The following is a 4,770-nucleotide window of genomic DNA, read 5'->3' on the forward strand; positions in this document are numbered from 1 at the left end:
CCCGCCGTCATGGCGGGCGTCGGCGCCGTCGGCCGATTCGGCATCGGGTCCGGGATTAGGCCTGTCTCCTGGCCTCCCGCCGGGCGCGCGGGCACTCTGCGCCGAATCGCTCAGGGACTGCCCCTCCTGAGCGTCGCCGGCACCCTTGGTGCTCTCAGCCTCTCGATCCACAATTGAACCTTTCTTCTGAAACTGTCTCCGACAGTGTAACGCTCACCTGTCACGACGACGGGTGGTCCAGATCGCGGGAATCGCGGCCGACAGCGGCGCCAGGGCCAGCCAGGCCACGGAAACCCACTGCTCGGTGGAAACGAAGGCGTCATTGGCGGGAGGAAACATGAGCAACCACACGCTCGCCCCCGCGATGCCGACGAGCCCCGCGAACCACGCCCGCGTCCAGCCCATCTCCATGACGAACCAAGAGCCGCTGGCCACGATGCCGCACGCCAGGAGGAGCCCGACGATCGGCAGATCGACGGGTCCGGCGTGGACGACCGTCGCCAGGAGTCCGACGGCGAAGCCCGCGAGCGCGCCCGCCAGGCTCTCCAGGAGATTCCTCATCGCTTCCGCTCTCTCCTCGCCCGGGCATGGGTCTTGTACCTCTCGCTCGCGTCGAGGACGACCTTGCGGATGCGCACGGCCTGCGGGACGACCTCGACGCATTCGTCCTCGGAGGCGAACTCGATCGCCTCCTCGAGCGTGAGCCTGCGCGGTGCCTGGAGGGTTTCGAACACCTCGGCCGTAGACGAGCGCATGTTGGTCATCTCCTTGGGGCGCACGACGTTGACGTCCATGTCGTCGGCCCTCGGACTCTCGCCGACGACCTGGCCCTCGTAGACCTCCTGCCCGGGCTCGACGAAGAAGGTGCCGCGGTCTTCGAGCCTCTGGAGGGCGTAGGCCGTGACCTGGCCCGCACGGTCGGCGACGAGCGAGCCCGTTGTCCGGGAGGCGATCTCACCCTGCCAGGGGGCGTACCCGTCCGCGATGGAGGAGACGACCCCGGTGCCGCGGGTCTGGGTGAGGAACTGGGAGCGGAAGCCGATCATGCCGCGTGCGGGCACGGTGAACTCCATGCGGACCCATCCCGAGCCGTGGTTCGACATCGTCTCCATCCGGCCTCGCCGCCCGGCCATGATCTGCGTGACGGCCCCCAGGAACTCCTCGGGGACGTCGACGGTCGCGCGCTCCATCGGCTCGTGGACGGCGCCGTCCACGTGCCTGGTCACCACCCGCGGCTTGCCGACCGTCAGCTCGAAGCCCTCGCGCCGCATCTGTTCGACGAGGATCGCCAGCGCGAGCTCGCCCCGGTCCCGGACCTCCCACTGGTCCGGTCTGTCGGTGGGGAGCACTCGGATCGAGACGTTGCCGACGAGTTCGGCGTCGAGGCGGTCCTTGACCTGGCGCGCGGTGAGCTTGTGGCCGGAGACCTCGCCGGCCAGCGGGGACGTGTTGACGCCGACGGTCATGGAGATGGCGGGGTCGTCGATGCGGATGGGCGGCAGCGGCCGCGGATCCTCGGGGTCGACGAGGCTGTCGCCGATGGTGATGTCGGCGATGCCCGCCACGGCGGCGATGTCGCCGGGCCGGGCGACTCGGGCGGACTCCCGGGTCAGGCCGTTGGTCGCGAGCAGTTCGGAGACGTGGACCTTGGACAGGGTCCCGTCCTTGCGGGCCCACCCCGCCCAGGCGCCTTTGCGGAGTTCGCCGGAGTAGACCCGGATGAGCGCGAGCCGCCCGAGGAAGGGCGAGGCGTCGAGGTTGGTCACCTGGGCGACCAGCGGCGCGGCCTCGTCGTAGACGGGCGCGGGGATGTAGTGGAGGATCGCCTCGAAGAGCGGTTCGAGGTCGGGGCTGGCGGGGAGCGTCCCGTCCTCGGGCCGGCGGGTGTCGGCCCGGCCGGCTTTGGCCGAGCAGTAGACGACGGGGACCTCCAGGAGGCGGTCGAGGGCCTGCCCGTCCTGGTCTTCCAGGTCGGAGCACAGGGACAGGAGGAGGTCCTGGGTTTCGTTGACGACGGCGTCGATGCGCGCGTCCGGGCGGTCGACCTTGTTGACGATCGTGATGACGGGCAGCCCGGCCTCCAGGGCCTTGCGCAGGACGAACCGGGTCTGCGGCAGCGGCCCCTCCGAGGCGTCGACGAGCAGGACGACGCCGTCGACCATCGACAGGCCGCGTTCGACCTCGCCGCCGAAGTCGGCGTGCCCGGGGGTGTCGACGACGTTGACGGTCACGCCTCCGGGGGCGCCGAACCGGGCGGCCGAGGGGCCCGTGTAGCGGACGGAGGTGTTCTTGGCGAGGATCGTGATGCCCTTTTCGCGTTCGAGATCCCCGGAGTCCAGGACCCGCTCGCCGGTCTTCTCCACCGTCGCGCGCTCTCCGAATGCGCCGGACTGCCATAGCATGGCGTCCACGAGTGTGGTCTTGCCGTGGTCGACGTGTGCCACGATGGCCACGTTTCGCAGATCCGTCCGGATGCTCAAATAAGGGTCCTTTGCTCTACCCTGCCCCGTGCAAGCTTGGGCCCGTGGGGCGCCTTCAACGCTGGCGCGCGATACGCCGGTTTTCGATTCTACGCGCTCATGGGCGAAGATGAGCACCATGGAACCCCGATACCTGTTGCGCACGTCATCCCAGTACGTCACCGCGGTCGGCCTAGCGGCCCTGGGGGCCACGCTGTTCGTCGTCCAGCTGACGCAGACGGGCCTGAAAGATCTCGGGCATACCGGGCTTTTCTCGGTGGGGCTGTGCCTGATCGCCTGGGCCTTCTACCTCATGCCCCATCTCGAGGTCAATGCCGACGGTGTGGGGATTCACAACACCCTGCGACGCGTATTCATCCCCTTCGGGCAGCTGGCCGCCACCGAGACGCGGTGGGGCCTCAAGCTCACCCCCGCCAAGGGCAGGCCGATCGCCGTCCGGTCCTTCGGAGGCTCGGGCGCCTCCCGCGGCCATCGGGCGGCGTCCCGCTCCGTCGCGTTCATCCGTTCGGGCGTCCACAAGACGACCTGCTCGACGCGGGCGGCCTACAACCTCATCGAGGACATGCAAGAGGAGTTCCCGCCGCGTCGCAATCCGCGCTCGCTCGCCCACACGAGCGAGTGGAACGTCGAAGGCATCGCCGTCGGGGCCGCCGGGTTCGCCTGCCTCCTCCTGGGGACCTTCCTCTCCCTGGGATAGGGCCTGCGGCGCGGGCGGGGACGCGGTCAGGCGTAGCCGATCTTGACGTCTCCCAGTCTCGTCTTGGCGGCGATGGAGACGCGGGGCGCCTGGGGGTCGGGCTCGCCCGCGGTCAGACGCGAGTCGACGTCGCCCACGCTGCTGTGGCAGTCCAGGAGGACCGCGGTTCCCCGGGGCACGCCCACGTGGATGTCGCCCAGGCCGCTCTCGGCGACGAGGTCTCCCCGGCGTATCGAGCCGACGGCGGTGTCACCGGCTCCCACTTTGACGGTGACGTCCCCCGTCATGTCGTGGACGTCGACATCCCCGGCCTTCGTGCTCAGGCGCAGGCGGCCGCCGGTTCCGACCTCGATATCGCCCATTTTGACGTCGACGACGCTCTCCGTCGCCGCCTCGGCGCCCGCGGGGGCGCCGGGCGTATGCGGATCGGCGTCGGCCAGAGCCGCCGGGCCGGGGCCGAGCGCCTCGAATTCGGCGTCGCCCTTTCCGATGCGGACCGTCGCGGGCCCGAATTCGGCGCCTCGCACCTCCAGGTCGCCCAACGCGAGGTTGACGTACGCGTTGGCGGGCCGGCGGGGGACGGTCAGGTAGACGTCCACGTCGTCGTTCCTGACGATCGAGGCGGTCATGCGCTCGCCGAACAGGGAGCGCCTGCCGCCGTGGATCACTTGGAGGACGCCGTCCACGCAGCTGACGTCGGTGCGGTCGACGGCCTCGGCCTTTCCCTCCACCATCCACTGGATTCCGTCGGCTCGCGGATCGACGACGATCGTCGCGTCGCCCAGGGCGTTCTCGATGTGGAGGGCGAGGGGCCCCTCGCCGAGCGGATAGGAGCCGCTGCGGCTCCGCTTGACGCCGGAGCTGGGAAATGCGTTCCGCCATTGCCGTGACATGCTGTTCTCCTTCTAGGTGGTGTGGCTTAAGGCGCGGGCCTGGCTCAGCTCGCCCAGCCGCGCAGCGAATCGCCGAGGCCCGTGGAGCCGGGCCGCCGCGCCGGCCCGCCGCGCGGCGGGCCGTCCTGGCTGGCCAAGAGGATGGCCCGCAGGATCCAGGAGTTGAGGGAGACGCCGGCCGCGCGCGCACGCCCGTCGATCCGCTTCTTCAAACCTTCGGGAATGCGCAGGGTGACCCGCGCTGTCTCCTCCCCTCCGGCCTGGGGCGGGGAGGGTTCGAGCGGCGGAGGTTCGGCCGGCCCGGGGGCCTCCGCTTCCAGCGGCGTGACGCGAAGGTCGGCCCCCGATTCGGTCACGATGACGTCGACGTGGACGGCGTCGGTGAGGCGGTTGACCTCGGCGGCGAGGTCGGCGGCGATGGCGAGCGTCTGCAACTGCAGGGCCGGCCCGGCCGCGTCGACGAGGTCGCCGGCGATCCTGCGTGCGCGCTCGTCGCCCAGGCCCGCCGAGCGGACGAGGGCCTCGCGCAGAGCGTCCGCATGGTTCGACATCTTCATGACACCATTGTGACGCCTATACGACGTCATGTCAAGGGGGTGTGACGCCATGATGCTGGGCGCGCGGCTCCGGCGGGCCAGCTGGAGCCGGCTCGCCGGAGGCGGCCCCCCCCGCGGCTGGCGGTGCAGGGTCGGGCGCCGTC

At 70.5% G+C, this 4,770-nt stretch carries 5 protein-coding genes; 1 reads left to right on the forward strand and 4 read right to left on the reverse strand.

Annotation, left to right across the window (positions count from 1 at the left end; all coding sequences use genetic code 11):
• Positions 1–213: 213 nt before the first annotated feature.
• Positions 214–561 carry a hypothetical protein gene (locus HMPREF0043_RS07090; protein WP_021602317.1) on the reverse strand — a complete coding sequence of 116 codons (348 nt, stop codon included), beginning with the start codon at positions 559–561 and terminating at the stop codon, positions 214–216.
• Positions 558–2,480 (reverse strand): translational GTPase TypA, encoded by a 1,923-nt coding sequence (gene typA, locus HMPREF0043_RS07095; RefSeq protein ID WP_021602318.1) that lies wholly within the window; start codon positions 2,478–2,480, stop codon positions 558–560. Before typA ends, HMPREF0043_RS07090 begins: the two co-directional genes overlap by 4 nt.
• Positions 2,481–2,598: 118 nt before the next feature.
• Here typA and HMPREF0043_RS07100 point away from each other — a divergent pair, with 118 nt between their 5' ends.
• Positions 2,599–3,177, forward strand: a complete 579-nt coding sequence (locus tag HMPREF0043_RS07100; protein WP_040318095.1) for a PH domain-containing protein — start codon at positions 2,599–2,601, stop codon at positions 3,175–3,177.
• Between the two features lie 26 nt (positions 3,178–3,203).
• Here HMPREF0043_RS07100 and HMPREF0043_RS07105 read toward each other — a convergent pair whose 3' ends face one another.
• Positions 3,204–4,070: a DUF4097 family beta strand repeat-containing protein gene (locus tag HMPREF0043_RS07105; RefSeq protein ID WP_021602320.1), complete on the reverse strand. Its 867-nt coding sequence runs from the start codon at positions 4,068–4,070 to the stop codon at positions 3,204–3,206.
• Positions 4,071–4,114: 44 nt separating this feature from the next.
• A complete protein-coding gene (locus HMPREF0043_RS07110) occupies positions 4,115–4,627 on the reverse strand; it encodes a toxin-antitoxin system HicB family antitoxin (RefSeq protein ID WP_021602321.1) in 513 nt (170 codons plus the stop codon).
• Positions 4,628–4,770: the final 143 nt, after the last annotated feature.

This window comes from Actinobaculum sp. oral taxon 183 str. F0552 (assembly GCF_000466165.1).
Taxonomy (GTDB): Bacteria; Actinomycetota; Actinomycetes; order Actinomycetales; family Actinomycetaceae; genus Peptidiphaga.

Coding starts and splice junctions, on each gene's coding strand:
- HMPREF0043_RS07105 (WP_021602320.1), bottom strand. CDS start 4,070: ATGTCACGGCAATGGCGGAACGCATTTCCCAGCTCCGGCGTCAAGCGG.
- HMPREF0043_RS07100 (WP_040318095.1), top strand. CDS start 2,599: ATGGAACCCCGATACCTGTTGCGCACGTCATCCCAGTACGTCACCGCG.
- HMPREF0043_RS07090 (WP_021602317.1), bottom strand. CDS start 561: ATGAGGAATCTCCTGGAGAGCCTGGCGGGCGCGCTCGCGGGCTTCGCC.
- HMPREF0043_RS07110 (WP_021602321.1), bottom strand. CDS start 4,627: ATGAAGATGTCGAACCATGCGGACGCTCTGCGCGAGGCCCTCGTCCGC.